The sequence below is a fragment of the Streptomyces thermocarboxydus genome (genome assembly GCF_024760485.1).
Classification (GTDB): domain Bacteria; phylum Actinomycetota; class Actinomycetes; order Streptomycetales; family Streptomycetaceae; genus Streptomyces; species Streptomyces cellulosae.
Genome location: NZ_CP058273.1, coordinates 1,763,893 through 1,789,306 on the forward strand (window position 1 = coordinate 1,763,893; position 25,414 = coordinate 1,789,306).

General features: G+C 72.5%; 25 protein-coding genes. 10 read left to right on the forward strand and 15 right to left on the reverse strand.

Going from position 1 to position 25,414, the window contains the following annotated elements:
- Window positions 1-40: 40 nt before the first annotated feature.
- Window positions 41-1,534, reverse strand: a complete 1,494-nt coding sequence (locus AY578_RS08255) for an anthranilate synthase component I (protein ID WP_136237755.1) — start codon at window positions 1,532-1,534, stop codon at window positions 41-43.
- Window positions 1,535-1,545: 11 nt separating this feature from the next.
- On the reverse strand, window positions 1,546-1,947 hold the full coding sequence (hisI, locus tag AY578_RS08260; protein ID WP_026243920.1) for a phosphoribosyl-AMP cyclohydrolase: 402 nt from the start codon (window positions 1,945-1,947) through the stop codon (window positions 1,546-1,548).
- 75 nt (window positions 1,948-2,022) lie between these two features.
- Between hisI and AY578_RS08265 the strand changes: the two genes are divergently transcribed.
- Window positions 2,023-2,658 (forward strand): TIGR03085 family metal-binding protein, encoded by a 636-nt coding sequence (locus tag AY578_RS08265; RefSeq protein WP_019525460.1) that lies wholly within the window; start codon window positions 2,023-2,025, stop codon window positions 2,656-2,658.
- A gap of 23 nt (window positions 2,659-2,681) precedes the next feature.
- Window positions 2,682-3,080 carry a VOC family protein gene (locus tag AY578_RS08270; RefSeq protein WP_019525459.1) on the forward strand — a complete coding sequence of 133 codons (399 nt, stop codon included), beginning with the start codon at window positions 2,682-2,684 and terminating at the stop codon, window positions 3,078-3,080.
- 3 nt (window positions 3,081-3,083) lie between these two features.
- Here the strand turns inward: AY578_RS08270 and hisF are convergent, their stop codons facing one another.
- From hisF to hisD, 8 genes are read right to left on the reverse strand one after another with little or no spacing between them, the layout of a single operon-like run.
- Window positions 3,084-3,839: an imidazole glycerol phosphate synthase subunit HisF gene (hisF, locus tag AY578_RS08275; RefSeq protein WP_136237756.1), complete on the reverse strand. Its 756-nt coding sequence runs from the start codon at window positions 3,837-3,839 to the stop codon at window positions 3,084-3,086.
- Window positions 3,836-4,240 carry a Rid family hydrolase gene (locus AY578_RS08280; RefSeq protein ID WP_019525457.1) on the reverse strand — a complete coding sequence of 135 codons (405 nt, stop codon included), beginning with the start codon at window positions 4,238-4,240 and terminating at the stop codon, window positions 3,836-3,838. The genes hisF and AY578_RS08280 overlap by 4 nt, the downstream gene beginning before the upstream one ends.
- The gene (gene priA, locus AY578_RS08285; RefSeq protein WP_019525456.1) at window positions 4,237-4,962 is read right to left on the reverse strand and encodes a bifunctional 1-(5-phosphoribosyl)-5-((5-phosphoribosylamino)methylideneamino)imidazole-4-carboxamide isomerase/phosphoribosylanthranilate isomerase PriA; all 726 of its coding nucleotides are present in this window, start codon (window positions 4,960-4,962) and stop codon (window positions 4,237-4,239) included. Before priA ends, AY578_RS08280 begins: the two co-directional genes overlap by 4 nt.
- Before the next feature lie 4 nt (window positions 4,963-4,966).
- A complete protein-coding gene (gene hisH, locus AY578_RS08290; protein WP_258902218.1) occupies window positions 4,967-5,608 on the reverse strand; it encodes an imidazole glycerol phosphate synthase subunit HisH in 642 nt (213 codons plus the stop codon).
- A gap of 4 nt (window positions 5,609-5,612) precedes the next feature.
- A complete protein-coding gene (locus AY578_RS08295) occupies window positions 5,613-5,771 on the reverse strand; it encodes a CG2302 family histidine operon protein (RefSeq protein WP_019525454.1) in 159 nt (52 codons plus the stop codon).
- Between the two features lie 3 nt (window positions 5,772-5,774).
- Complete coding sequence (gene hisB / locus AY578_RS08300) at window positions 5,775-6,368, reverse strand: imidazoleglycerol-phosphate dehydratase HisB (protein WP_019525453.1); 594 nt, start codon at window positions 6,366-6,368, stop codon at window positions 5,775-5,777.
- A complete protein-coding gene (locus AY578_RS08305; protein ID WP_215048678.1) occupies window positions 6,365-7,477 on the reverse strand; it encodes a histidinol-phosphate transaminase in 1,113 nt (370 codons plus the stop codon). Before AY578_RS08305 ends, hisB begins: the two co-directional genes overlap by 4 nt.
- On the reverse strand, window positions 7,474-8,799 hold the full coding sequence (gene hisD / locus AY578_RS08310; RefSeq protein WP_019525451.1) for a histidinol dehydrogenase: 1,326 nt from the start codon (window positions 8,797-8,799) through the stop codon (window positions 7,474-7,476). The genes AY578_RS08305 and hisD overlap by 4 nt, the downstream gene beginning before the upstream one ends.
- A 192-nt stretch (window positions 8,800-8,991) precedes the next feature.
- On the opposite strand from hisD, the gene AY578_RS08315 reads away from it, so the two are divergent.
- From AY578_RS08315 to ybaK, 4 genes are all read left to right on the forward strand, one after another.
- The gene (locus tag AY578_RS08315) at window positions 8,992-10,569 is read left to right on the forward strand and encodes a hypothetical protein (RefSeq protein ID WP_019525450.1); all 1,578 of its coding nucleotides are present in this window, start codon (window positions 8,992-8,994) and stop codon (window positions 10,567-10,569) included.
- A 307-nt stretch (window positions 10,570-10,876) separates the two neighbouring features.
- On the forward strand, window positions 10,877-11,965 hold the full coding sequence (locus tag AY578_RS08320) for a hypothetical protein (protein ID WP_258902219.1): 1,089 nt from the start codon (window positions 10,877-10,879) through the stop codon (window positions 11,963-11,965).
- 11 nt (window positions 11,966-11,976) lie between these two features.
- The gene (locus AY578_RS08325) at window positions 11,977-12,717 is read left to right on the forward strand and encodes an LON peptidase substrate-binding domain-containing protein (RefSeq protein WP_019525448.1); all 741 of its coding nucleotides are present in this window, start codon (window positions 11,977-11,979) and stop codon (window positions 12,715-12,717) included.
- A gap of 42 nt (window positions 12,718-12,759) precedes the next feature.
- A complete protein-coding gene (gene ybaK, locus AY578_RS08330) occupies window positions 12,760-13,260 on the forward strand; it encodes a Cys-tRNA(Pro) deacylase (protein ID WP_136237758.1) in 501 nt (166 codons plus the stop codon).
- Window positions 13,261-13,771: 511 nt separating this feature from the next.
- On the opposite strand, the gene AY578_RS08335 is transcribed toward ybaK, so the two are convergent.
- The 3 genes from AY578_RS08335 to AY578_RS08345 all read right to left on the reverse strand — a co-directional run bounded on the left by AY578_RS08335 (window position 13,772) and on the right by AY578_RS08345 (window position 16,390).
- Complete coding sequence (locus AY578_RS08335) at window positions 13,772-14,470, reverse strand: hypothetical protein (protein ID WP_019521919.1); 699 nt, start codon at window positions 14,468-14,470, stop codon at window positions 13,772-13,774.
- Between the two features lie 34 nt (window positions 14,471-14,504).
- Window positions 14,505-15,329, reverse strand: a complete 825-nt coding sequence (locus AY578_RS08340; protein WP_019521920.1) for an ABC transporter permease — start codon at window positions 15,327-15,329, stop codon at window positions 14,505-14,507.
- 86 nt (window positions 15,330-15,415) lie between these two features.
- Window positions 15,416-16,390, reverse strand: coding sequence for an ABC transporter ATP-binding protein (locus tag AY578_RS08345; RefSeq protein WP_026243379.1), 975 nt, complete (start codon window positions 16,388-16,390; stop codon window positions 15,416-15,418).
- A gap of 224 nt (window positions 16,391-16,614) precedes the next feature.
- Here AY578_RS08345 and AY578_RS08350 point away from each other — a divergent pair, with 224 nt between their 5' ends.
- Both AY578_RS08350 and AY578_RS08355 read left to right on the forward strand, forming a co-directional pair.
- The gene (locus AY578_RS08350) at window positions 16,615-17,298 is read left to right on the forward strand and encodes a TetR/AcrR family transcriptional regulator (protein WP_028960762.1); all 684 of its coding nucleotides are present in this window, start codon (window positions 16,615-16,617) and stop codon (window positions 17,296-17,298) included.
- Window positions 17,299-17,327: 29 nt separating this feature from the next.
- Entirely contained in the window at window positions 17,328-18,278 is a 951-nt protein-coding gene (locus tag AY578_RS08355; RefSeq protein ID WP_019521923.1) for an MBL fold metallo-hydrolase, read from the forward strand.
- A gap of 295 nt (window positions 18,279-18,573) precedes the next feature.
- Here the strand turns inward: AY578_RS08355 and AY578_RS08360 are convergent, their stop codons facing one another.
- Window positions 18,574-19,788 (reverse strand): NYN domain-containing protein, encoded by a 1,215-nt coding sequence (locus AY578_RS08360; RefSeq protein WP_020699971.1) that lies wholly within the window; start codon window positions 19,786-19,788, stop codon window positions 18,574-18,576.
- A gap of 220 nt (window positions 19,789-20,008) precedes the next feature.
- Here AY578_RS08360 and AY578_RS08365 point away from each other — a divergent pair, with 220 nt between their 5' ends.
- Window positions 20,009-20,176, forward strand: coding sequence for a hypothetical protein (locus AY578_RS08365; protein ID WP_019521925.1), 168 nt, complete (start codon window positions 20,009-20,011; stop codon window positions 20,174-20,176).
- Between the two features lie 92 nt (window positions 20,177-20,268).
- On the opposite strand, the gene dnaE is transcribed toward AY578_RS08365, so the two are convergent.
- Window positions 20,269-23,808 (reverse strand): DNA polymerase III subunit alpha, encoded by a 3,540-nt coding sequence (gene dnaE, locus AY578_RS08370; RefSeq protein ID WP_019521926.1) that lies wholly within the window; start codon window positions 23,806-23,808, stop codon window positions 20,269-20,271.
- A 203-nt stretch (window positions 23,809-24,011) separates the two neighbouring features.
- On the opposite strand from dnaE, the gene AY578_RS08375 reads away from it, so the two are divergent.
- The gene (locus tag AY578_RS08375) at window positions 24,012-25,358 is read left to right on the forward strand and encodes a DUF2252 domain-containing protein (protein ID WP_028960764.1); all 1,347 of its coding nucleotides are present in this window, start codon (window positions 24,012-24,014) and stop codon (window positions 25,356-25,358) included.
- The last annotated feature ends 56 nt before the right edge of the window (window positions 25,359-25,414 follow it).

The following is a 25,414-nucleotide window of genomic DNA, read 5'->3' on the forward strand; positions in this document are numbered from 1 at the left end:
TGGCCCGGACCCCGGCCCGCGCGGCATCCGGGGGGCTGTGTCAGCCGTCACCCAGCCGGTTCGCGGTGTGCACGGCGCGCAGCACCGCGGCCGCCTTGTTGCGGCACTCGGTGTCCTCGGCGACCGGGTCGGAGTCGGCCACGATCCCCGCCCCGGCCTGCACGTACGCGGTGCCGTCGCGCAGCAGGGCGGTGCGGATGGCGATGGCCGTGTCGGAGTCCCCGGCGAAGTCGAGGTAGCCGACGCAGCCGCCGTACAGGCCGCGCCGGGACGGCTCGAGCTCGTCGATGATCTGCATCGCGCGGGGCTTGGGCGCGCCGGAGAGGGTGCCGGCCGGGAAGCAGGCGGTGAGCACGTCGAAGGCCGTGCGGTCGGCGGCGACCCGTCCGGTGACGGTGGAGACGATGTGCATCACGTGCGAGTAGCGCTCGATCGACATGAAGTCGACGACCTCGACGGAGCCCGGCTCGCAGACCCGGCCGAGGTCGTTGCGGCCGAGGTCGACGAGCATCAGGTGCTCGGCGCGCTCCTTGGGGTCGGCGAGGAGCTCGTCGGCGAGCGCCTGGTCCTCCTGCGGGGTGGCGCCGCGGTGCCGGGTGCCGGCGATGGGGTGCACCATCGCCTGCCCGTCCTCGACCTTCACCAGCGCCTCGGGGGACGAGCCGGCCACGTCGAAGCCGTCGAACCGGAACAGGTACATGTACGGCGACGGGTTGGTGGCGCGCAGCACCCGGTAGACGTCCAGGGCGCTCGCCGTGCAGGGCGTCTCGAACCGCTGCGAGGGCACGACCTGGAAGGCCTCGCCGGCGCGGATGCGCTCCTTGACGTCCTCCACGGCCGCCCGGAAGTCGGGGCCGCCCCACAGCGCGGTGTACTCGGGCAGCTCGGACGGGGGCAGCACGGCCGGGGGCTGGGCGACCGGGCGGGCGAGGTCCGCCTCCATCGCGTCGAGGCGGGCGACGGCGTCCGCGTAGGCCTCGTCGACGCCGGTCTCCAGGTCGTTGTGGTTGATCGCGTTGGCGATCAGCCAGACGGAGCCCTCCCAGTGGTCCATGACGGCGAGGTCGCTGGTGAGCAGCATGGTCAGCTCGGGCAGCTTCAGGTCGTCCCGCTCGCCGGGGCCGATCTTCTCCAGGCGACGCACGACGTCGTAGCCCAGGTAGCCGACCATGCCGCCGGTGAAGGGCGGCAGGCCGAGGTCCTGGGCGAGGTCGCGCGGGGTGTGCAGGGTCTGCAGGGTGGCGCGCAGCGCGGCGAGCGGGTCGCCGTCGAGGGGCACGCCGACCGGCGGGGTGCCCTCCCAGTGGGCCTGTCCGCCGCGCTCGGTGAGGGTGGCGGCGGAGCGGACGCCGACGAAGGAGTAGCGGGACCACGAGCGCCCGTTCTCCGCCGACTCCAGCAGGAAGGTGCCGGGGCGCTCTGCGGCGAGCTTGCGGTAGAGCGCGACCGGGGTGTCGCCGTCGGCGAGGAGCTTGCGGGTGACCGGGACGACCCGGCGGTCGGTGGCGAGCTTGCGGAACGTCTCGAGGTCCATGGCGGCAGACCCTACTGACCGTCGGCGGGCACGCCGGTACCGGCGTCCTTCAGCAGCACGTCGGCGTCGAAGCAGGTGCGGTCGCCGGTGTGGCAGGCGGCGCCCACCTGGTCGACCTTCACCAGCACGGTGTCGGCGTCGCAGTCCAGCGCGACCGACTTCACCCACTGGAAGTGGCCCGAGGTGTCGCCCTTGACCCAGTACTCCTGGCGGCTGCGCGACCAGTAGGTGCAGCGGCCGGTGGTGAGGGTGCGGTGCAGCGCCTCGTCGTCCATCCAGCCCAGCATCAGCACCTCGCCGGTGTCGTACTGCTGGGCGATCGCGGGGAGGAGTCCGTCGGGGGTGCGCTTGAGGCGCGCGGCGAGCTCCGGGTCGAGGCTGCTGGGCCGGGGGGTGCTGGTCATGGAAACCATTGTGCCGCGCGGGGCACGTCCCCCCGCGCCGTCGTCCACTGTCCGGACGTGACGGCCCGCCGTAGGCTGGCCGTCATGTCGACCCATGCCAAGCGTGAACGACTCCTCCTGGCCGACCTGCTGGAGACCGCGGGCCCTGAGGCGCCCACCCTCTGCGAGGGCTGGAAGACCCGGGACCTGGCCGCGCACGTGGTGGTGCGCGAGCGCCGTCCGGACGCGGCGGGCGGCATCCTGGTGAAGCAGCTGGCGCCGCGCCTGGAGCGGGTCACGGCGGAGTTCCTGGCGAAGCCGTACGACGAGCTGATCCGGCTGATCCGCACGGGCCCGCCGCGGTTCTCCCCCTTCTCGCTCAAGCAGGTCGACGAGATGTCGAACGTGATCGAGTTCTACGTCCACGCCGAGGACGTCCGCCGGGCGCAGCCCGACTGGTCGCCGCGCGAGCTGGACCCGGTGTTCCAGGACGCCCTGTGGTCGCGCCTGGAGCGTTCCGCGCGGCTGATGGGCCGCGGGGTGCCGACCGGTCTGGTGCTGCGCCGTCCGGACGGGCAGACGACGGTGGCGCGCCGCGGGACGCCGGTGGTGACGGTGACCGGGGAGCCGTCCGAACTGGTGCTGTTCGCGTACGGCCGGACGGGCGCGGCGAAGGTGGAGATGGACGGCGACGAGAACGCGATCGCCCAGCTGCGCGCCACCAAGCAGCTCGGCATCTGACCGGCTCCGGAAAGGCACGGCTCGTGATCAAGGTCGCCATGACGAGTGTGTACGTGGAGGACGTGGCCAAGGCGCACGCCTTCTACACCGGGGTGCTCGGCTTCGAGACCCGCACCCATGTGGACCCGGGCGGCGGCAAGCCGTTCGTCACGGTGGGGGCGCGTGAGGGCGCCCAGCCGGACCTGGAGCTGCTGCTGGAGCCGGGCGACGGGCCGATCGCGGAGCCCTACCGGCGCGCGGTGCGGGAGGCGGGGCTGCCGGTGATCGTGTTCTCCGTGGACGACCTGCGGGCGGAGTTCGAGCGGCTGCGCGGGGAGGGCGTCCACTTCGTCCGGGAGCCGGAGAAGCAGGGCCCGGTGCTGACCGCGCTGCTGGACGACACGGTCGGCAATCTGGTCCAGCTCACGCAGCCGCTCGGCTGAGGCTCACCGCACCGGGTGGCCGGCGTCCCTGAGGGTCTGCTTGACCTCGCCGATGCGCAGGTCGCCGAAGTGGAACACCGAGGCGGCGAGCACCGCGTCCGCGCCGGCGGCGACCGCGGGCGGGAAGTCGGCGAGCTTGCCGGCGCCGCCGGAGGCGATCACCGGGACCGTGACGTGCTTGCGCACGGCGGCGATCATCTCCAGGTCGTAGCCGTCCTTGGTGCCGTCGGCGTCCATGGAGTTCAGCAGGATCTCGCCGGCGCCCAGCTCGGCGGCGCGGTGCGCCCACTCGACGGCGTCGATGCCGGTGCCGCGGCGGCCGCCGTGGGTGGTGACCTCGAAGGTCCCCGCCTCGGTGCGGCGGGCGTCGACGGAGAGGACGAGCACCTGGCGGCCGAACCGCTCGGCGATCTCCCGGATGAGGTCGGGCCGGGCGATGGCGGCGGTGTTCACGCCGACCTTGTCGGCGCCGGCCCGCAGCAGCTTGTCGACGTCCTCGGCGGTGCGCACGCCGCCGCCCACGGTGAGCGGGATGAACACCTGCTCGGCGGTGCGGCGGACCACGTCGTAGGTGGTCTCGCGGTTGCCGGAGGACGCGGTGATGTCCAGGAACGTCAGCTCGTCGGCGCCCTCGGCGTCGTACACCTTCGCCATCTCGACGGGGTCGCCCGCGTCGCGCAGGTTCTGGAAGTTGACGCCCTTGACGACCCGGCCGCCGTCCACGTCCAGGCAGGGGATGACTCGGACCGCCAGGGTCATGAATCCACGGCTCCTCTGAATGCTTCGAGTTCCACTGAGACCAGTACGCGCGGGTCGACGAAGCCCTCGACCACCAGCAGCGTGGTGACCGGACGGACCGCGTCGAACAGCTCCTTGTGCGCGCGGCAGGCCTCGTCGACGTCCCGCGCGTGGGCGAGATGGATGCGGGTGCGGATCACGGACCCGGCGTCGAGCCCGAACTCCGCGACCGCCTCCAGCGCGCAGGTGAAGGCCACCTTGGCCTGTTCGTACGGGTCGCCCTCCCCGTACAGCACGTCGCCCCGGAACGCGGTGGTGCCCGCGACCAGGACGAGGTCGCCGGCCGCGACGGCGCGCGCCGAGCCGAGGGTCTCCTCCCAGGGATTCCCGCTCTGCACGCGCCGCACGGCTTCCGACGTCATCGGGACACAGCCTCCAGGGCCTCTTCCAGGGTGAAGGCCTTGGCGTACAGGGCCTTGCCGACGATGGCGCCCTCGACGCCCAGCGGCACCAGGCCGGCGATCGCCCGCAGGTCGTCCAGGGAGGACACCCCGCCGGACGCGACGACCGGGCGGTCGGTGACGGCGCAGACGTTCTTCAGCAGCTCCAGGTTGGGGCCCTGGAGGGTGCCGTCCTTGGCGATGTCGGTGACGACGTAGCGGGCGCAGCCCTCCTTGTCGAGACGGTCCAGCGTCTCGTAGAGGTCGCCGCCGTCGCGGGTCCAGCCGCGGCCGCGCAGGGTGGTGCCGCGCACGTCGAGGCCGACGGCGATCTTGTCGCCGTGCTCGGCGATGACCTTGGCGACCCACTCGGGGGTCTCCAGGGCGGCGGTGCCGAGGTTGACGCGGGTGCAGCCGGTGGCCAGGGCGGCGGCGAGGGTGTCGTCGTCGCGGATGCCGCCGGACAGCTCCACCTTGATGTCCATCGCCTTGGCGACCTCCGCGATCAGCTCGCGGTTGTCGCCGGTGCCGAACGCGGCGTCCAGGTCGACCAGGTGCAGCCACTCGGCGCCGGAGCGCTGCCAGGCGAGCGCGGCCTCCAGCGGCGAGCCGTAGGAGGTCTCGGTGCCGGACTCGCCGTGCACGAGGCGGACGGCCTGGCCGTCGCGGACGTCGACGGCGGGGAGGAGTTCGAGCGTGGCCATGTCTCTACAGGGTTCCGATCCAGTTGGTGAGGAGCTGGGCGCCGGCGTCGCCGGACTTCTCGGGGTGGAACTGGGTGGCCCACAGGGAGCCGTTCTCCACGGCGGCCACGAAGGGCTTGCCGTGGGTGGTCCAGGTGACGAGCGGGGGCTCCATGGACGCGTTCGTGACCTCGAACGACCAGTCGTGGACGGCGTAGGAGTGCACGAAGTAGAAGCGCGCGTCCTGGTCCAGGCCGGCGAACAGCTTCGAGCCCTCAGGGGCGTCCACGGTGTTCCAGCCCATGTGGGGGACGACGTCGGCCTGGAGCGGCTCGACGGAGCCGGGCCACTCGTCGAGGCCCTCGGCCTCCACACCGTGCTCGATGCCGCGGGCGAAGAGGATCTGCATGCCGACGCAGATGCCCATGACGGGGCGGCCGCCGGACAGGCGGCGGTCGACGATCCAGTCGCCGCGGGCCTCCTTGAGGCCCTTCATGCAGGCGGCGAAGGCGCCGACGCCGGGGACCAGCAGCCCGTCGGCGTTCATCGCCTTGTCGAAGTCGCGGGTGATCTCGACGTCGGCCCCGGCGCGCGCGAGGGCGCGCTCGGCGGAACGGACGTTGCCGAAGCCGTAGTCGAAGATCACGACCTTCTTGGCGGTGCTCAAGGTGTCACACCTCCATTTGCAGCAGGCCCGTGACGATGCACAGGGCGGCGCCGACGGACATCAGCGTGATCAGGCTCTTGGGCATCTTCTGCTTGACGAAGGAGATGATCCCGCCGACGAAGAACAGACCGACGACGATCAGGACGGTGGACAGTCCGTTCATGGTCTACAGGGCGCCCTTCGTGGAGGGCAGGATGCCGGCGGCGCGCGGGTCGCGCTCGGACGCGTAGCGCAGGGCCCGGGCGAGGGCCTTGAACTGGCACTCCACGATGTGGTGGGCGTTGCGCCCGTAGGGCACGTGCACATGGAGGGCGATCTGCGCCTGGGCGACGAAGGACTCCAGGATGTGCCGGGTCATCGTCACGTCGTACTCGCCGATCATCGGCGCCATGTTCTCGGGCTCGGTGTGCACGAGGTAGGGGCGGCCGGAGAGGTCGACGGTGACCTGGGCGAGGGACTCGTCCAGCGGGACCGTGCAGTTGCCGAAGCGGTAGATGCCCACCTTGTCGCCGAGGGCCTGCTTGAAGGCGGCGCCGAGCGCGAGGGCGGTGTCCTCGATGGTGTGGTGGGAGTCGATGTGCAGGTCGCCCTCGGTCTTCACGGTGAGGTCGAACAGACCGTGCCGGCCGAGCTGGTCGAGCATGTGGTCGTAGAAGCCGACCCCGGTGGAGATCTCGGTCTTCCCGGTGCCGTCGAGGTCGATCTCGACGAGCACGGAGGTTTCCTTGGTGGTGCGTTCCACGCGTCCTACGCGGGTCATGCGCTGTGCTCCTTCTTGATCTCACGTACCGCGTCGAGGAACGCGTCGTTCTCGGCCGGGGTGCCCGCGGTGACCCGCAGCCATCCCGGTACGCCGTTGTCCCGGACCAGGACGCCCCGGTCGAGGATCTGCCGCCATACGGCGTGGGAGTCCTGGAAGCGGCCGAACTGGACGAAGTTGGCGTCGGAGTCGGTCACCTCGTAGCCCAGGGAGCGCAGTTCGGCGACGAGCCGGTCCCGCTCCGCCTTCAGCTGCTCGACGTAGCCGAGCAGGGTGTCGGTGTGCTCGAGGGCGGCCAGCGCGGTCGCCTGGGTGACCGCCGACAGGTGGTACGGCAGCCGCACCAGCTGGACGGCGTCGACGACGGCGGGGTGCGCGGCGAGGTAGCCGAGGCGCAGTCCGGCGGCACCGAACGCCTTGGACATGGTGCGGGAGATCACCAGGTGGGGGCGGCCGTCGAGCAGCGGCAGCAGCGAGTCCCCGTGGCTGAACTCCACGTACGCCTCGTCGACGACCACGATCGACGGCCTCGCGGCCTGCGCGGCGTCGTACAGGGCGCGCACGGCGTCGGCGGGGACCGCGTTGCCCGTGGGGTTGTTGGGGGTGGTGACGAAGACGACGTCGGGCCGGTGCTCCGCGATCGCCTTCTCGGCGGCGGGCAGGTGGAGGGAGAAGTCCTCGTTGCGCGGGCCGGAGATCCAGCCGGTGCCGGTGCCGCGCGCGATCAGCGCGTGCATCGAGTACGACGGCTCGAAGCCGAGCGCGGTGCGGCCGGGGCCGCCGAAGGTCTGCAGCAGTTGCTGGATGACCTCGTTGGAGCCGTTGGCCGCCCAGACGTTCTCCAGGGCGACCGGGTGGCCGGTGGTCTTCGTCAGGTATTCGGCCAGCCTGGTGCGCAGCTCGACCGCGTCCCGGTCGGGGTAGCGGTTGAGGTTCCGGGCGGCCTCGCGGACCCGCTCGGCGATCCGCTCGACGAGCGGCTCGGGCAGCGGGTAGGGGTTCTCGTTGGTGTTGAGCCGTACGGGAACGTCCAGCTGGGGCGCGCCGTAGGGGGACTTGCCGCGCAGCTCGTCCCGTACGGGGAGGTCGTCGATGCTCACGTCGCTCACTTGTTCTCGGGCACCTTCCAGCCGAACCTGGCCTTGATCGCCGCGCCGTGCGCGGGCAGGTCCTCCGCCTCCGCCAGCGTGACCACGTGGTGGGCGACCTCGGCGAGGGCGTCCTCCGTGTAGTCGACGATGTGGATGCCGCGCAGGAACGACTGCACGGACAGGCCCGAGGAGTGGCAGGCGCAGCCGCCGGTGGGCAGCACGTGGTTGGATCCGGCCGCGTAGTCGCCGAGGGAGACCGGGGACCAGGGGCCGATGAAGATCGCGCCCGCGTTGCGCACGCGCTCGGCGACCGCGGCGGCGTCGGCGGTCTGGATCTCCAGGTGCTCGGCGCCGTAGGCGTCGACGACCCGCAGTCCCTCCTCGACGCCGTCGACCAGCACGATCGCGGACTGCTTGCCGCTCAGGGCGGGCGCGATCCGCTCCTCGACGTGCTTGCTGGCCTTGACCTGGGGCTCCAGCTCCTTGGCCACCGCGTCCGCGAGGTCGGTGGAGTCGGTGACCAGGACGGCGGCGGCCAGCGGGTCGTGCTCGGCCTGGCTGATCAGGTCGGAGGCGACGTGCACCGGGTCGGCCGTGGAGTCCGCGAGGATCGCGATCTCCGTCGGTCCTGCCTCGGCGTCGATGCCGATCCTGCCGGTGAAGTACCGCTTGGCGGCGGCGACCCAGATGTTGCCGGGCCCGGTCACCATGTTCGCGGGCGGGCAGGACTCGGTGCCGTACGCGAACATCGCGACGGCGGTGGCGCCCCCGGCCGCGTACACCTCGTCGACGCCGAGCAGCGCGCAGGCGGCGAGGATCGTCGGGTGCGGCAGGCCGCCGAACTCGGCCTGGGCCGGGGAGGCCAGCGCGACCGACGGGACGCCGGCCTCCTGCGCGGGCACCGCGTTCATGATCACGGAGGACGGGTAGACGGACCGGCCGCCGGGCGCGTACAGCCCGACGCGGTCGACCGGCACCCACTTCTCGGTGACCGTGCCGCCGGGCACGACCTGGGTGGTGTGGGTGGTGCGGCGCTGTGCGCGGTGGACGAGGCGGGCCCGGCGGATCGACTCCTCCAGGGCGGCGCGCACGGCCGGGTCGAGCTCCTCCAGCGCGCGCTCCAGCGCGGCGGCGGGCACCCGGACCTGGTCCAGCTTCACGCCGTCGAAGCGCTCGGCGAAGTCGATCAGCGCCGCGTCGCCGCGATGATGCACGTCCTCGCAGATGGGCCGCACCTTCTCCAGGGCGGCCGCGACGTCGAAGTCGGCACGGGGCAGCAGGTCACGCAGGGCGGGGCCCTCGGGGAGGGCGTCGCCGCGCAGGTCGATTCGCGAGATCACGTGCCCAATTCTCTCAGACCCGCCCCGGAGGACGACGGCCCGTTCCAATGGCTGATACATCACGCTTGTCGTGACGGTCCGCACTCAATACCAAGATCTTCTTCACTTTGCGTGTTCAGCAGGTCACCGGACCGGGCATGAACGGCTGTACGACGCGATGAACCGGTGAGTGATGAGGAGGAGGGGAGTTCCGTGGCCGAGGGGGCGGGACCGCGCGACGGCGAGCCGCCGGAGGACCTGACCGCCGCGGAGGCGGGCATGTGGCAGGCCTTCCGCAACGGCAGCGTGTACGACCTGAGCAGCGGTGACACGGTGGTCGACGACCCGCACGGAGGCCATCCCTGGGGACCCGAGCGCACGGTGCGGGCCCGGGTGGTGTGCTGGCTGCTGCTGGACGGCCCGCCCGCGCTGGCCGGCCGCGTCTCCTCGCTGAAGCTGGCCGGGGTGCGGATCAGCGGCACACTGGACCTCGCCGGGGGCACGGTCGTGCCGTACGTGGAGATGCGCGACTGCCGTTTCGAGCGGGACGTGCTGCTGCCGGAGGCGCGGTTCACCACGATGCGGCTGGTGGACTGCTCCATACCCCGGCTGGAGGCCGCCCGGCTGCACACCGAGGGCGATCTGCATCTGCCGCGCTGCCGTTTCCTGGGCGGCATACGGCTCACCGACGCCCGCATCGGCACGGACCTGCTGCTCAACCAGGCGGTCGTGCACCGCGACCGCAGCGGCCGCTCCATCGCCGGGGACGGGATGAGCGTCGGCCAGGACCTCCAGGCGGAGATGCTGGAGTCGTACGGCGAGCTGAGCCTGCGCGGCGCGACCATCGGCGTCTCGCTGAGCCTGCGCGGCGCCCGGCTGGTCAACCCGCGCGCCCGGCTCGCGCTGAACGCGCCGCAGCTGACCGTGGAGCGCTCGCTGTATCTGACCCCGGCCGGGGTGGGGGCGCACGCCCGCAGCGGCATGACGCCCGCGCGGGGCACGCGTATCCAGCGCTTCGAGTGCGAGGGCGGGATCCGGCTGGACGACGGACGGTTCGGGGACGCCGTCGACTTCGAGGGGGCCGAGTTCACCTTCACCGACGAGCAGGAGCTGTCGCTGCGCCGGGTGCAGACGCCGGAGCTGCGGTTCCTCGGGCGGCGGCCGGAGCGGGGGCGGGTGGTGCTGTCAGGGGCGCGGGTGGTGAACCTGATGGACCGCGCGGACAGCTGGCCGGGCCCGGGACGGCTGCACATGGGCGGCTTCGCCTACGAGAACCTGGTGCCGCGCGGCCCGTTCCCGCTGGCGCTGCGGCTGCGCTGGGTGGACGCGGCGAGCGCGGAGTACACCCCGGAGCCGTACGAGCGGCTGGCGGCCGTGCTGCGGGAGAGCGGGGCGGACGAGGACGCCCGCGAGGTGCTGCTCGCCAAGCAGCGCCGGCGCCGCGAGAGCCTGCCGCTCGCCGCGAAGCTGTGGGGGTACGCGCAGGACTGGACGGTCGCCTACGGGTACCGCCCGGGCCGGGCGGCGGTCTGGATGGCCGTGCTGTGGGCGGCCGGCTCGGTGGCCTTCGCCCGCGCGGACCATCCGCCCCTGAAGGCGGGCGAGCACCCGGACTGGAACCCGGCGCTCTTCGCCCTGGACCTGCTGCTCCCGGTGATCGACCTGGGCCAGGCGGGCTTCTGGCAACTGCGCGGCGGCTGGCAGTGGCTGTCGGCGGCGTTCATCCTCCTGGGCTGGATCCTGGCGACAACGGTGGCGGCGGGAGCGACGCGCACGCTGCGACGCACGTGAGTGCGGGCGCCCTCCGGGGCGGCGAGTGCCTCTGCCCGCCCTGAGGTGCCCCCCTCAGGGGCGCGGGGAACTGCGCGAGGCGAGGTAACCACCGGGACCGGTGAACGCACGGGACACGAGTCATCCTCAAGGGGCGCGGGGAACTGCGCGACGTCCGCCCGGACACGGTGCACGTGTGACAGAGGTGGCGCACAACAACCCGCGCGCCCCCAGGAGCCCCCGTTTTTACCCTCCCTTGACCACTCCCCGTACAACTTTCCATGAGTTCCGCGCGGACTATGGCGCCCGCGTGACCTGCGGTCTTTCAATGGTCGACACCATGGCTCCACTGCACGCGTTCACCCGCACGTCCCGCCCCCAGGGGACCCGAGGAAAGCGGACGGGCACCCCAGCGCCCTCCGCCGACACCGCGCTGCCCGCCGACGACCAGGTCCTCCTCGACGTGCCGGACGACTCCCTCGGCCACGCCCTGCTCGGAGCCGCCGCGGGCGACCCCGCCCCCGCGGCCGAACTGCTCGCCGCCACCCGTCGCCGGGCCGCCTGGGAGCACCGCGACCGCTACGTCCGCCGCCTCGCCGCGTTCGCGCGGTCGCGCCCCGAGTGGCTGGACGCCTGGCGGTCCCGCGCCCCGCGCGACCCGGACGCGCTGCTGGTGGACGCCCAGCGCGCGGTGGACCGGGCCTGGGACTCCCCCGCCCGCGCCGAGCTGCTGCGCGAGGTCAGCCCGCTGATCACCGCCGCCGCCCGCGCCGACCACCGCGACCCGGTGCCCTGGCGGCTGGCCCTGGACCACGCGCGCGGCGCTCGGGCCGGCCACACGTACGTCGAGGAACTGTGGGCGGCGGCGGTGCGCCGCGCCCCGCACCACCCCGGCTGCCACGTGGCGGCGCTACGCTACCTGGCGTCCTCCTGGCACGGCTCGCACCGCGAGTGTTTCGACTTCGCCGAGACGGCGGCGCAGGACGCGCCCGAGAGCTCGCTGACCCAGGCGCTGCCGCTGCGGGCGGCGTTCGGCTACCTCACCGACGGCTGCGGCCCGGCGGTCGAGCGGGCACGGCTGGACGCGGCCGCCGACCGGGCGGCCGTCCTGTCCGCGCGGCTGCCGTCGGCCCAGCCGTGGCCGGCCGAGCTGCGCAATCTCCTCGCGTATGTCCTGGTGCGGCTCGGGCGGAGCCGGGACGCGCTGGAGCAGTTCCGGCTGACCGGCCCGTACGCCACCTCGTTCCCCTGGGACCGGGACGCCGACGACCCGCTCGGGCGGTTCCTGGAGGTCCGTCAGGAGGTGCTGCGGGCGGTCGTGTCGGGCGCCGGAACGAGCGGAACGGACGCCTCCGGCATGGTGTCCGGGCGTCCGGGGAGCGAACGTCGCGGACGCCCGGAGCCCGGCGGCCATTAGGCTCTTGCGTCGTGACCACCGTCCGGCTTCCGCTCTTCCCCCTGAACACGGTGCTGTTCCCGGGGCTCGTGCTCCCGCTCAACGTCTTCGAGGAGCGTTATCGCGCCATGATGCGCGAGCTTCTCAAGACCCCGGAGGACGAGCCGCGGCAGTTCGCCGTGGTGGCGATCCGGGACGGCCTCGAGGTGGCGCCGAGCGCCCCCGGGCTGCCCGACGCCACGGCCGTGCCCGAGCGGGGCCCGGCGGCCGGCTTCGGCGCGGACCCGCTGCGCGCCTTCCACAAGGTGGGGTGCGTCGCGGACGCGGCGACGATCCGGGAGCGGCCCGACGGCACCTTCGAAGTGCTGGCGACCGGCACGACCCGGGTGCGGCTGCTGTCGGTGGACGCCTCGGGTCCCTTCCTCACGGCCGAGCTGGAACCGCTGGAGGAGGAACCGGGCGAGGAGGCGGGGCCGCTGGCGGAGGGTGTGCTGCGGGCGTTCCGGCAGTACCAGAAGCGGCTGGCGGGGGCGCGGGAGCGGTCGCTGACCTCGGACGCGGAGCTGCCGGACGAGCCCAGCGTGGTGTCGTACCTGGTCGCCGCCGCGATGATGCTGGACACGCCGACGCGGCAGCGGCTGCTCCAGGCGCCCGACACCGCGTCCCGGCTGCGCGACGAGCTGAAACTGCTGCGCACGGAGACGGCGATCATCCGTAGTCTTCCGTCGTTGCCCGCGTCGGAGCTGACGCGGACGCCGACGAGTCTCAACTGACGCGTACTGACGCGCACTCACGCTTGCGGAGCGGCGACCGGCATGGCCAAGAAGTCCAAGAAGCAGCAGTCCAACGGCACGCCCGCCACGGTGGCGCTCACCGCGGCCGGGGTGCCGTTCGCGGTGCACTCCTACGACCACGACCCCTCCCACCCGAGCTACGGCGAGGAGGCGGCCGAGGCGATGGGCGTCTCCCCCGACCGGGTCTTCAAGACGCTGGTGGTGGACGTCGACGGCGCCCTGACCGTGGCGGTGGTTCCGGTCGCGGGCCAGCTCGACCTGAAGGCGCTGGCCTCGGCGGCCGGCGGCAAGCGGGCGTCGATGGCGGACCCGGCGCTGGCGGAGCGCACCACGGGGTACGTGCGGGGCGGCATCTCGCCGCTGGGCCAGCGCAAGAAGCTGCCGACGGTGCTGGACGAATCGGCCACCCGCCACGAGACGATCTGCGTCTCGGCGGGCCGCCGCGGCCTTGAGGTCGAACTCGCCCCCGCCGACCTGGCGAACCTCACCTCGGCGGTCCTGGCCCCGATCGGCCGGGTGTAGCTCCGGGCCCGCCGGCGCGGAACCCGCGGACCACGCGCCCCGCCGGCCGCGGCGCAGCCTTCCCCGCGCCAGGCCCGCACAACGCCCTCCGCCCCACGGCATCCGCCACGCCCCGGCCCACGGTTCGCGCGGTCCGGGGCGGAGGCCGCCAGTCGGCCCGCGCACGGTACCCGCCCGCCCTGACGGCAGCACCGGCATCCCTTCCGGGGCCCCACGTCCGGTCGGCGAGGCCGTGCTCGCCGACCGTGGACGAGGCGTCCGACTCGGGCGAGGCACTGCTGTCCGTGCCGGAGCAGGCGGCCGGGCGAACAGCGTGCCGGCGGCCAGGGCGGCGGCCAGGACGCAGCCGAGGGCCGGGGACGCCTCCGCGCCCCGGACGGCCTGTTCCGTACCTCGACGGCCCTCGCGCCCTCGGCTATGTACGGAAGGTATGTCGAAGCGGACGCGCAAGCGCAGATGGCGGATCAGGAAGCGGCGGGCCAACCACGGACGGCGCCCGGCCTAGGCACTTTCACCGGGGCGGCTGCTGCTCGCCGGGCGGCAGCCACTCCTCCGGGTCGCGGGGTCCGAACAGCGCCGTCAGGCCCAGGTGGAACACCAGCGCGGAGAACGGCCACGCCAGCAGCGCGCCCTTCGCGTTCAGCTTCAGCGGGGCGTCGAACGTGACGCCCTTCCCCACGCTCTTCGCCTGCGCGATCACGTCCTGGGAGGGGCCGAGCCACACCCCGAGCCGCCAGGCCAGCACGGAGCCGAGCAGTCCGCCGACCGCCAGCGCCACCACCAGGGGGACGCCGCCGCGCCGGCGGAACAGGAAGACCGCCAGGGCGCTCAGCGCGCCGCAGCCCAGCGCGACGAGCGTGAACGTGCCGTCCACGCCGATGCTCTGCTCGCCCTCCGAGTCCTTGAGGTAGACCACCCAGGAGTCGCCCGAGGCGTCGCCCACCAGCGGTACGCGCGGCGCGAGCCACCACCACAGCACCCCGAGCAGCACCCCGCCGAGGGCCACCGCCACGGCCACCACGGCCGCCTCACGGATCTCCTTCGCCATGCCCGGGCCGTCCTCGTCGTGCCACCAGCCGTGCCGCGGGTACGCGGCGTGGCCGGGCTTCCCGTCGTAGCGGTGCGCGCCCGCGGGGGCGCCGGAGGGCGGCTGCCACGGCTCGTGCGCGGAGGGGTCGTGCGGTGGCGGGGGTGTCAGAGGTGCGCTCACCCTGCCATCGTGCCAGGCGTCCCTGTGGGCCGCGTCACCGGACGGCGGCCCTGCGGTACGCCCGGGTCGCCACGGCCAGCGAGATCACCCCGACCATGCCGCACACGGCGAGGTCGCCGAGGACGTGGGCCCAGTCGGGGTGCGGGGCGAAGGTCCGCGCGAAGGCCTCGACGCCGTACGTCGAGGGCAGCAGGTCACGGGCGAGGCGGACCGCCTGCGGCATCCGCTCCGGCGGCAGCACGCCGAGCAGCAGCGCCGCCGACATGCCGAGCTGGCCGAGCAGGGTGGCCAGTTCGGGGCGGGGCGCGAGCAGTCCGAGGGCGGCGCCGAGCCCGGCGAGCGCGGCGCCCGCGAGGGGGATCACCGCGACGAGGATCCACAGGTGCGCGAGCGGCAGCCCGAACAGGGCGCAGCCCACGACGGCGGTGACGACGGTGCCGGGGACGGTGAACGACGCGTAGGCGCCGGCGGCGCCCAGCACCACGGCCGCGGGCGGCACGGGCAGGGTGGCGTAGTGGTCGAGTCCGCCGCTGGCGCGGAGCTGGCCGAAGTACTGGGCGAGCAGGTTGAGCGCGACGAAGGCGACGACCAGCACCGACGATCCGGCCACCACGGCGCGCGCCTCGCCGCCGCCGTCGACGACCCCGCGCATCAGGATCATGATCCCGACGGACTGGAAGGTCGCCACGAACAGCAGCGGGATCCGCGCCACCCGGGCCCGGGACAGCTGCGCCCGGTACACGGCCGCCAGGGACGGCCACAGCCGTGCGCGGGGACCGAGCGCGGCGGGCCGCGCCGGGGCGGCCTCCTCCGCGGTCAGGACGCCGGCCGGCAGGGCGCCGGCGGGTACGACACTCACGTCGTGCTGCTCCCCTTCGCTCGGAGATCCGTCCGGAGCCGCTCCGGAGGTCGCCCCGTTCCGTACGGATGCCACGGCCCGTGTGCTCACGCCTTCACCAGTCCCTGCCGCACGGCGCCGCCCAGCGCCAGGTACACGTCCTCCAGGCTGGGTGTGGCCAGCGTGAAGTCGTCGAGGGCCGCGAAGGCGGCGCCGCCGGTGACAGTGGCGACGACGGTGCGGGCCTCCTCGGGCGCGAGCCGCAGGGTCCAGCGGCGGCCGGACTCGGCGGCCCGGTCGCGCAGCGCGGCCACCTCGGGCACGTGCAGCGGCGCGGCCTCGCGCCACACCAGCTCGACCCGGACCTCCCCGGCGACCTGTTCCTTCAGGCCGTTCGGGGTGTCGCAGGCGATGACGCGGCCGCGGTCGAGCACGGCGACCCGGTCGAGCACGGTCTCGGCCTCGATGACGTTGTGGGTGACCAGCAGCACCGTGGTGCCGTGCTCGGCGCGCCGCCGGTCGACGGCGGACCACACGGCGCGCCGGGCGACGGGGTCCATGCCGGTGGTGGGCTCGTCGAGCACCAGCAGCGGCCGCTGCCCCACCAGCGCGGCGGCGAAGCAGGCCAGCCGGCGCTGGCCGCCGGAGAGCTTGCGCAGCGGGCGGGAGGCGAGGGCGGCGAGGCCCAGCTCGTCGAGCACGTCGTCCCGTTCGGCGCGGGCCTGCCGGGCGTCGAGCCCGCGCAGCCGGCCGGTGGTCTCGGCGGCGAGGGACACGGTCAGGTCGTCGAGCGCGCTGGACTCCTGCCCGAGGTAGGCGAGGATGCGGGAGGCCCGCTCGGGGTGGCGGACGATGTCGTGGCCGAGGATCTCGACGCTGCCGCTGTCGGGCCGCATCAGGCCGGTCATCTGCCGTACGAGGGTGGACTTGCCGGCGCCGTTCGGCCCGAGCAGGCCGAAGATCTCACCACGCCGGACGTCGAGCGCCACGTCGTCGGTGGCCCGCACCTCGGGCGTCGCCGGCACCCCGCGCCGTCCGCGCACCGCCGGATAGGTCTTGGTCAGCCCGCGCACCGCACACACGACGTCGCCACCGTGCCGATGTGCCTGTGCCGCGCGCGTACTCACAAGGGACGAGCCTACGGGGTCGCCCCCGTCCCCCCGCTCCCGGGTCACCCTTCCGCCCGGCCCCGTCCGGGGGGACGCACCGGACACCGGGGGAGGGATCGGCCCCTCCGACGGCGTGCGGACCGCCGGAATTGGACTGTACTGTAAAGTCCAGAGCCACGGCGAGGAAGGGAGCCCGCATGACCGCCCGTACGGAGGACGCCCCGGCCCCGGCCCCGGGCGCCGAGCGCCGCAGGTCGGCCTCGGACCTGAAGATCCTGCGCGCGGCGAAGGAGCTGTTCCTCGCCGACCGGTACGCCGGGGTCTCCCTGGAGCGGGTGGCCGAGCGCGCCGGCGTCTCCCGGCAGACCGTCTACAACCGCTTCGGGTCGAAGGAGGCGGTGTTCCGGGAGATGGTGCGCGACCACTGGGCGGCGTTCGCGGCCTTCGCCGACCAGGACCGGCGGCCGGCCGGGGACGGCGAGGACGCGGGCGCCGAGGAGGTGCTGCGGGCCTTCGCCCGGTCGCTGCGACGCTTCGCCGACGAGACGGACCAGATCCTCTTCGCACGGCTGGTGGTCGCGGAGTCCGCCCGGCTGCCGTGGATCGCGGACGAGTTCCACCGGCTGGGCAAGGGGCCGGTGGTGGCGGCGTTCACCGAACGTCTCGACGCCCTGGTCCGCGCCGGCCGGCTGCACTGCCCGGACACGCGCCTCGCCGCACGGCAGTTCATGGGCCTGGTCCAGGAGTTCCTCGTCTGGCCGCGCGTCATGGCCTTCACCGAGGAGACCGCCGAGGGGCCCGGCCCGGACGTGGTGATCGACGAGGCCGTACGCACGTTCCTGGCCCGGTACGCGGCCCCGGGCGAGGTCGGCCCGGCCTGATGCACGTCCCGTTTCCTGGAGGTCCAGCCATGTCCGCACCCGCACCCGCACCCGGCATAGTGCTCGGCGACGTCGAGATCATCCGTGTGATCGAGTGGTCGGGCCCCGTCCGCACCGCGCGCTTCATCGTCCCGGACAGCGACGAGGAGACCTGGCGGCGCAACGAGGACTGGCTGGCGCCCGACTTCTGGACGCCGGCCGACGACGCGTACCGCTGCCACGTGCAGACGTTCGTGCTGCGCAGCGAGGGGCGGACGATCCTGGTGGACACGGGGATCGGCAACGGGCGGGACCGCCCGCAGGTGCCGCAGTTCGCGCATCTCCGCACGGACTTCCTCGACCGTCTGCGGGCGGCCGGCGTCGAGCCCGAGGACGTCGACGTCGTCGTCAACACCCACATCCACTACGACCACGTCGGGTGGAACACGCGGTGGCTCGACGGGCAGTGGGTGCCGACGTTCCCCCACGCGACGTATCTGGTGCCGCGTGCCGATCACCGGTACTTCGACCCGGCGGGTCCGGGTCCCGGGGGCGGCCGGGCGCCGCGGGACGACCACGAGCGTGTGCGGTGGGAGGGGAGCCGGCTGGTGTTCGAGGACAGCATCGCGCCGGTCGAGCGAGCGGGGCAACTGGTGCTGTGGGAGGACCGGCACCGTATCGACGGCAATCTGCTGCTGGAGGCGGCGCCTGGGCACACGCCGGGGTCGTCCGCGCTGACGCTGCGGTCGGGCGCGGACCGAGCGGTGTTCGTGGGGGACATGCTGCACAGTCCTGTGCAGGTGCTGGAGCCCGAGTGGAACAGCTGCTTCTGCGACGACGTGCGGCTGGCCGCGAAGACGCGGCGGGCTTTTCTTGCCCGCGCCGCGGACCTGGGTGAACTGGTCGTCCCCGCCCACTGGCCCGGCCACAGCGCGGCGGAGATCCGCCCGAGGGGGGATGGCTTCGCCATCAAGGAGTGGGCGGCGTTTCCCCGCGCGTGAGGTGTCCCTGCGGGTGCCTGGTGGCTCTCTGCGCAGTTCCCCGCGCCCCTTCAGTCGCATCTGCGGGTACGTCGTGGCTGGTCGCGCAGTTCCCCGCGCCCCTTTGGGGCGCGATCAACCGCGGTGCTTTCAGGGCCGCGGTCACCTAAGCACCCTCAGGGGCGCGGGGAAGTGCGCGAGCAGCCCGCCACGGCCCCGGCCGTACTCACCGGCCCTCAGCCCCGCCGCCAAAGGGCCGCGGGGAACTGCGCGAGACGGGTGGTGCACCGCCCCCGCCCTCGAAGCCGCCGCGGCTCTACTCCCCCGCGGACGCGCGTTCCGTTCCCGTCCGTGTGTCCAGCTCCCGCCAGAACCCCGCCCGAATGGCGTACCGATCCCGCTCGTCGATCTGGTCGTCCTTGTGCGCGAGCAGCCCGAACCGCGCCGCGTACCGCAACAGCTCCCCGTCGATCCGGTGCGGGATCCGCGGATACATCGCGGACAGCTTCCGCACATGCCCCTGGTCGCCCAGCCGCTCCACCCACCGCCGCGCGAACACCTGCCCCACCTCGAAGGGGTCGCCGCCCACGGTGGTGATGTCCTCCTCGCGGTCCGCCCACCGCTGCTCCGCCGTGGTCAGCTGCGCCAGCGTCGGCATGGACGCGGCCTCCGGAGGCTCGGCGACGGGCCGGTCCACCCAGCCCTTGTCGGAGGACCACCGCAGGGTCGCGGAGGCGGGCTGCTGCGGCTGGTGCAGGCCGGGGTGGCGCAGCGCGGCCAGGTCCTTCGGGGTGGGCACGCCCTTGGCCGCGGGCGCGCGCTCCACGGTGCCGTTGTGCGCGGCGTGCGCGGCTGCCGCATGGCGCGGCTCGGCGGGGGCGCGCTCGGCGGCGGGGGCGAGGGCGGAGTCGGGCAGCGGCGCGGAGAGGATCGCGGCGATCTCGGGCCGGGTCGCGGGCGGCGGCGCGCACACCCCGCCGATCTCCTTGGCGCGCACGGCCTGGGTGATCCACGCCCGGTCCAGGACCCGGCGTTCGTCGGCCTCGGCGACCAGGTCCTCGGACTGGTTGTAGTCGCCGTCGGCGGCCTGCACCGCCCACAGGTGCACGGCGACCCCGTGCTCCTTGGCGGCCATCATGCCCGGCAGCAGGTCGCCGTCGCCGGTGACGAGGACGATGTCGGAGCAGGCGCGGTTGCGGGCGAGCTCGGTCAGCTCGGCGTGCATCGCCGCGTCCACGCCCTTCTGCGCCCAGCGCCCGTCGCTGCGGGTCAGCGCGCCGAGCCGGACGGTGACCCGGGGCATCACGCGCAGCCGGCGGTGCTCGGGCTGCGGGACGCGGTCGGGGGCGCCGTCGAACCAGTAGATGCGCAGCAGCGGCCGGCGCGTGTCGTTCTCGGCGCGGTCACGCAGTCCCTGGATCAGGGCGGCGTGGTCCACGGTGATCCGGGACCGTGAGGGCTCCCCGGCGAGGAGACTCGCGGCGGCCCCCAGCAGATACCCGGCGTCCACCAGGACGATGCAGCGGTCCACGCGATCCACCCTCTTTCCGGGAGGTTTGGCTTCGGGCTTCCTTCGAGTCTGCCCGACCCCGCCTGTCTTAACGGCCCGAACTCGATCTTCGGCGTGGCGTTTCCACACTTCCTCCCCCGACAGCCCCACTACAGACGGTAATTGTCCGACATGCGGGTGTTATCGGCTTATGTGAATCTGAATTCGGCCCTGGCCCCTAGTCCCCACAGGAGGCAACACCATGGCCAAGAACAAGAACCGTGACCGTAAGCAGCCCCAGGCCGAGCGCGCCCCGCGCGCCGCGCAGACGTCCACCCTGGAGACCCCGGACGAGCAGCGCACCACGCACGTGGTGCCCGGCGAGGTCGGCCCCGGCAAGGGCCGGCAGAAGCGCTTCGGCCACAACTGACACACGTGTGAAGGGCCGTTGCGGCCCGGCAGCACAGGAAGAGGGGCGCACCCGTCGCGGGTGCGCCCCTCCGGCGCGTCGGAGGCCGGCGCCTAACCGGCCAGGCAGGACGGGCCGAGCAGCACCTTCAGGTCGCCGAACAGGGCCGGGTCGGGCTTGACCCGGTGCCGGTCGAGCCGCAGCACCGTCGTCTTCGTCGGGCCCTGGAGCTTGATGCGGACCTCGCTGTCGCCCTTGTGGTGGGTGAGGATCTCGCCGAGCCGGCTCACCATCGGCGGGGTCACGCGGGTGGCCGGGATGGTCAGCACCACGGGCGCGTTGGTGCCCGCGTTGGACAGGTCGGGGACCATCAGCTCCATGGCGACCAGCCGGGGCACGTCCTCCCGCTTGTCGAGCCGGCCCTTGACGAACACCACGGCGTCCTCGACCAGTTGCGTCGAGACGAGCTGGTAGGTCGCCGGGAAGAACATGCACTCGATGGAGCCCGCGAGGTCCTCCACGGTGGCGATCGCCCAGGCGTTGCCCTGCTTGGTCATCTTGCGCTGGAGGCCGGAGATGATGCCGCCGATGGTGACCACCGCGCCGTCGCCGAAGTCGCCGCCGGTGAGCTGGGAGATGCCCGCGTCGGCCTTGTCGGACAGCACGTGCTCCAGGCCGAACAGCGGGTGGTCGGAGACGTACAGGCCGAGCATCTCGCGCTCCTGCGCGAGCAGGTAGGTCTTGTCCCACTCCTCGTCGGTGAACTGCACGTCCAGGCCGAAGCCCGGTTCGTCGCTCTGCTCCTCGCCCATGCCGCCGAAGAGGTCGAACTGTCCCTCGGCCTCCTTGCGCTTGACCGCGACCACGTTGTCGATCATCGGCTCGTACTGCGCGGTGAGGCCCTTGCGGGTGTGGCCCAGGGTGTCGAAGGCGCCGGCCTTGATCAGCGACTCGGTGGTGCGCTTGTTGCAGACGACCGCGTCGACCTTGTCGAGGTAGTCCGGGAAGGACGTGTACTTCCCCTTGGCCTTGCGGCACTTGATGATCGACTCCACCACGTTGGTGCCGACGTTGCGCACCGCGGAGAGGCCGAAGAGGATCACGTCGTCGCCCTGGGCGGCGAAGTTGGACTCGGACTCGTTCACGTTCGGCGGGAGCACCCGGATGCCCATGCGGCGGCACTCGTTGAGGTAGACCGCGGACTTGTCCTTGTCGTCCTTCACCGAGGTGAGCAGCGCCGCCATGTACTCGGCGGGGTGGTTCGCCTTGAGGTAGGCGGTCCAGTACGAGACCAGTCCGTACGCGGCGGAGTGCGCCTTGTTGAAGGCGTAGCCGGCGAACGGCACCAGCACGTCCCACAGCGCCTGGATGGCCTCGTCGCTGTAGCCGTTCTTGCGGGCGCCGGCCTGGAAGATGACGAAGTTCTTCTCCAGCTCCTCCGGCTTCTTCTTGCCCATCACACGGCGGAGGATGTCGGCCTCGCCGAGCGAGTAGCCGGCGATGATCTGGGCGGCCTTCTGCACCTGCTCCTGATAGACGATCAGGCCGTAGGTGACGTCCAGGACCTCGCGGAGCGGCTCCTCCAGCTCGGGGTGGATCGGGGTGATCTCCTGCTGGCCGTTCTTGCGCAGGGCGTAGTTCGTATGCGAGTTCATGCCCATCGGGCCCGGCCGGTACAGGGCCGAGACGGCGGAGATGTCCTCGAAGTTGTCCGGCTTCATCAGCCGGAGCAGGGAGCGCATGGGGCCGCCGTCGAACTGGAACACGCCGAGGGTGTCGCCGCGCTGGAGCAGGTCGAAGGTCGTGGGATCGTCCAGGGGCAGCGACAGCAGGTCGATGTCGATGCCCTTGTTGGCCTTCACCATCTTGACGGCGTCGTCCATGATGGTGAGGTTGCGCAGGCCCAGGAAGTCCATCTTCAGCAGGCCGAGCGACTCGCAGCTCGGGTAGTCCCACTGCGTGATGGTCACGCCGTCGGTGTGCCGGACCCAGACCGGGACGTGGTCGGTGATGGTCTCGCTGGACATGATCACGCCGGCCGCGTGCACGCCCATCTGCCGGACCAGGCCCTCGACGCCCTTGGCGGTGTCGATGACCTTCTTCACGTCGGGCTCGTTCTCGTACATCCCGCGGACCTCTCCGGCCTCCGAGTAGCGGGGGTGCGAGGGGTCGGTGATGCCGGACAGCGGGATGCCCTTGCCGAGGACGTCGGCGGGCATGGCCTTGGTGATGCGGTCGCCCATCGCGTACGGGTAGCCGAGGACGCGCGCGGAGTCCTTGATGGCGTTCTTCGCCTTGATGGTGCCGTACGTGCCGATCATGGCGACCTTGTCGGCGCCGTACTTCTCCGTGACGTACCGGATGACCTCGACGCGCCTGCGCTCGTCGAAGTCGATGTCGACGTCGGGCATGGAGATGCGCTCGGGGTTGAGGAACCGCTCGAAGATCAGGCCGTGCGGGATCGGGTCGAGGTCGGTGATGCCGAGGGCGTAGGCGACGATCGAGCCGGCCGCGGAGCCACGGCCGGGGCCGACCGCGATGCCCTGCTTCTTGGCCCACATGATGAAGTCGGCGACGACGAGGAAGTAGCCCGGGAAGCCCATCGAGATGATGGTGTCCATCTCGTACTCGACCTGCTTCATGCGGTCGTCCGGGATGCCGTCGGGGAAGCGGCGGTTCATGCCGCGCATGACTTCCTCGCGGAACCAGCTGACCTCGGTGTACCCCTCGGGGATGTCGAACTTGGGCATCAGGTCGCGCTTGACGAACATGCCCGTGGTGTCGACCATCTCGGCGATCAGCCGCGTGTTGGCGCAGCCCTGCTGCCAGGCGTCCGAGGAGTCGATGGCGTACATCTCGTCCGTGGACTTCAGGTAGTAGCCGGTGCCGTCGAACTTGAAGCGGTCCGGGTCGGAGAGGTTCTTGCCGGTCTGGATGCACAGCAGCGCGTCGTGCGCCGCGGCCTCGTGCGCGTACGTGTAGTGCGAGTCGTTGGTGACCAGGGGCGGGATGCCGAGCTTCCTGCCGATCTCCAGCAGGCCGTCGCGGACCCGGTGCTCGATGTCGATGCCGTGGTCCATCAGCTCCAGGAAGTACCGGTCCTTGCCGAAGATGTCCTGGTAGTCGGCGGCGGCCTTGAGGGCCTCGTCGAAGTGGCCGAGGCGGAGCCGGGTCTGGACCTCGCCGGAGGGGCAGCCGGTGGAGGCGACGATGCCCTCCGACCACTTGGCGATGGTCTCCTTGTCCATGCGGGGCCACTTCTGCAGCCAGCCCTCGGCGTAGGCGTCGGAGGAGAGCCGGAAGAGGTTGTGCAGTCCGGTGCTGTTCACCGCCCACATCGTCTTGTGGGTGTAGCCGCCGGAGCCGGAGACGTCGTCCCGCTTCTGGTGCGGCTGGCCCCACTGGATCTTGCGCTTGTTGCGCCGGGACTCGGGGGCGACGTACGCCTCGATGCCGATGATCGGGGTGACGCCGGCCTTCTGGGCGGTGTGGAAGAAGTCGTACGCCCCGTGCAGGTTGCCGTGGTCGGACATGGCGATGTGCGTCATGCCCATCTCGTTGCAGGCGTTGAACATGTCCTTCAGCCGCGCGGCACCGTCCAGCAGCGAGTACTGGGTGTGGACGTGCAGGTGCGTGAACGGCGGCTTCGACACGGTGCGGCCTCCAGGGAGATCTCATCGGCAGCGGGTGGACGGGTCCCGGGGGACAGCTCGGAAGTCTATGCCCCGGCACTGACACCCGGAGCCCTTCCCCGCGTACCTTCGGGGCGGGGCGCCGGGCACTCCCGCGCGCCTTCGCACGTTAGGCAGGCGACGGCACGGCCGTCCCCCGATCCCGCACCAGGAGGCACCCAGCGATGCCGGTCCCGCAGCTCAGCGACGAGCACCGCGGCGAGGAGATCCTCGCCGTCCTCGACACCGCCTTCGGCGAGCTCCTGGCCGCCGACCCGGCCGCGTTCCGGGTGAAGTTCCGGAAGATGGCGGCGTCGGCGTTCGCCTTCTACCGCGGGACCGCGAGCCTCTTCTACCACGACCTGTCCGCCGAGCACTCCGGGCGCGGCGGCGCCGCGTACAGCGGGCCGTACCTGGACGAGCGCACCTCACGCGTGTGGATCCACGGCGATCTGCACGCGGAGAACTTCGGCACGTACATGGATTCCAACGGCCGCCTGGTGTTCAACGTCAACGACTTCGACGAGGCGTACGTCGGCCCGTTCCTGTGGGACCTGAAGCGGTTCGCGGCGTCGATGGCGCTCATCGGCTACGCGAAGGCGCTCAGCGACGCGCAGATCACCGACCTGGTGTCGGTGTACGCGGCGGCCTACCGGGAGCGGATCCACGCCCTGGCGACGGGCGCGAAGGACGACGAGGTGCCGCCGTTCACGCTGGACACCGCGCAGGGGCCGCTGCTGGACGTGCTGCGGGACGCCCGGTCGCTGACCCGGTTCTCGCTGCTGGACTCGATGACGGAGATCCGCGACTTCGAGCGCCGCTTCACGGCCGGCGGCGGCGCGATCGAGCTGGACGCCGCCACGCGCTACAAGGTGCTGGCCGCGTTCGACGGCTATCTGGAGACGCTGCCGGACTCCTCGCTGGCCCGCCCGGACTCCTACCGCGTGAAGGACGTGGTGGGCCGCCGGGGCATCGGCATCGGCTCGGCCGGGCTGCCGTCGTACAACATCCTGCTGGAGGGGCACAGCGACGCCCTGGAGAACGACGTCGTGATCTACGTCAAGCAGGCGCAGACGCCCGCCGTCTCCCGGCACATCGCGGACCCGGCGGTGCGCGAGTACTTCCTGCACGAGGGGCACCGCACGGTGATCTCCCAGCGCGCCCTGCAGGCGCACGCCGACCCGTGGCTGGGCTGGACCGAGCTGGACGGCGCCGGGCAGCTGGTCGCCGAGGTCTCGCCGTACGCGGTGGACCTGGACTGGAGCGACCTGGACGACCCGGAGGAGATGGCGCTGGTGGTCGCCGACCTGGGCCGGGCGACGGCGGCGATGCACGCGGCGGCGGACGACACCTCCGGAGAGTCGCTGGTGCCGTTCTCCACGGAGCGGGCCATCGACGCGGCGATCGCGGCCGACGAGAACGCGCTGGTGCCGCTCCTGGTGGACTTCGCCCACGACTACGGGGCGCGGGCCCGCCGGGACCACCAGATCTTCCTCGACCTGTTCCGCAACGGCCGGATTCCGGGGCTGTAACCTTCCGCACATTCACAGGCCCCCTTTAGGGATCCCTTAACGGAGCACGTGCCACA